Source organism: Glutamicibacter sp. 363 (genome assembly GCF_052379505.1).
Classification (GTDB): domain Bacteria; phylum Actinomycetota; class Actinomycetes; order Actinomycetales; family Micrococcaceae; genus Glutamicibacter.
Genome location: NZ_JBQSYR010000070.1, coordinates 1 through 1,676 on the forward strand (window position 1 = coordinate 1; position 1,676 = coordinate 1,676).

General features: G+C 48.0%; 2 protein-coding genes. Both read right to left on the reverse strand.

Features of this window, described 5'->3' with window-relative positions:
- Window positions 1-247 (reverse strand): hypothetical protein (locus tag ACT3UA_RS18875; protein ID WP_444617868.1); only part of this gene is annotated, 247 nt, incomplete at its 3' end.
- Window positions 248-501: 254 nt separating this feature from the next.
- Window positions 502-1,554, reverse strand: coding sequence for a nucleotide-binding protein (locus ACT3UA_RS18880; RefSeq protein ID WP_096286798.1), 1,053 nt, complete (start codon window positions 1,552-1,554; stop codon window positions 502-504).
- Window positions 1,555-1,676 lie beyond the last annotated feature (122 nt).

The following is a 1,676-nucleotide window of genomic DNA, read 5'->3' on the forward strand; positions in this document are numbered from 1 at the left end:
GACGGCGGCATGATTTCCGGGACGGTTCAGACCAGTATGCTGCGGGTTGCGCGACCCCTAACTTCTGTTCAATGTTGTCAAAGTAGAACCGTTCTCCACTTTCCCCGACAGCATAGGCTGGGACTGCCTGTGTTTCTACGAAATTTTCTGGCTCCATCTGGGCTGCATTAGCTGGCGCGCTCAGCAACGAGCTACCTAGCAGAAGAGCGCCGAGAGCAATTGAAGTGATTTTTTTCAAAAGTTTCACCCATCGATCTGTTAGTTGCCTTAGTCAATCATATTGATCAGCTTATACTGAGCTTCAACATTTAATCCGTATTTGACGAGGTATTGAGCGCAATTAAAAAATTTTGAACAGTCGATGCTTTGAGTAGTGTAGATGATTCAAAAACGATCGTTTACGGGAAGAAGAATCGCCGTTTAGCGCGGCTGCGCTAAACGGCGGTTCTTCTGCATTTTCAGATTCCCGAAACCATGTCCTGAAACGGTCGTAGATCACTACTAGACTGTTGACGTTTTTGGGACATGATTTTCGAAGGAGCCGATACTTTCGTCCATTATGTTAACGTTTCGCCTAACCGCCACGTTGGCCGCTTCTAGCGCGTTGAGAAGAATCTGTCGATCATCCCAATTGTCCTTTAGATCAATCCAGTGGACGCCTTCGATATCGGAGATGGGGCGAGTGAAACCTTTGCGGACCAGGATGGTTCGTTGATCATCCATCGCTAATGCCATTCCTGCTTCAAGAATGACATTTTGACGAGCTTGGCCGGTTAGTTCTTTTTCAGGGCTTCGATCGCTTGGCTTGACGAACTGCTTATCCAGCCTGGCTTGATCGTCGGGGGTAAATAGGACCACCACTGCCTGGGCGTTCATGAGGCCAGCCTTAACAATTTCTAACGTAGAGGGGGAGGGCTTATTGGTAAGCTGACGTGCATCAGTCCAGGTCAAAGGTAGTGCATCGACATGCTTTAGAAAACGCTCAAGAGTATTTTTGGAGTCTAGGTCTCTGCCGTGAACGATAAAAACCCTGCGAGGATCAAGGTTAAGTTTTTGCATTCTTTCCTCACTGATTTCGTTTATATTGTTGACGCGTGGCCATGGTTTCATCCATTCCGGAGTGGATGATTCAGAGTCATTAGCTTTAGTGTCACGCCATGAGGCGACCCAGTTTTGTGCTGGTTTCTCGGGCGGAGATGAATTTGCGGTTGCTGGTAACGCGACCGATTGGTCGCTCAGAATAAACCCTAAGCGTTCCAGTTCCTTTTCCAGATCATCGAATTCTTGCCCCTCGTTGCGCCGTTCCGCTCCATATGGATCCTCGTAGTACACGGTGTTGACGAGCTTGACGAACTGATGATCGGCGTCAAATTTGGCTGTTATTGCTTTCACCATCTCAAGCGCCTTTTTGGGTTTTGAGACGCTTGGTTCTTCGATCTTAGGTGCGAATTCAATCCAGAGAGCGCCTAGATCATTGTGGGTGATGTACTGGTTGCTTCCTAATGCCCGTGCGAGCTTACTTCTCAAAGCAGGAGTGAAAAATTCTGCGGTCATGATCTAATACGGCTCTTCAGAATTGAGAGTGTAGCCACCTAAACCCAACACCCCGGATCCCGGGCATGTCGTCAATGCATTAAAAAGTCGAGGCCTTCCAGAAGAATGGAAGTTACCACACT

What these genes read in the sequence shown, in the direction of transcription:
- ACT3UA_RS18880 (WP_096286798.1), bottom strand. Translation starts at nt 1,554, where the DNA reads ATGACCGCAGAATTTTTCACTCCTGCTTTGAGAAGTAAGCTCGCACGG.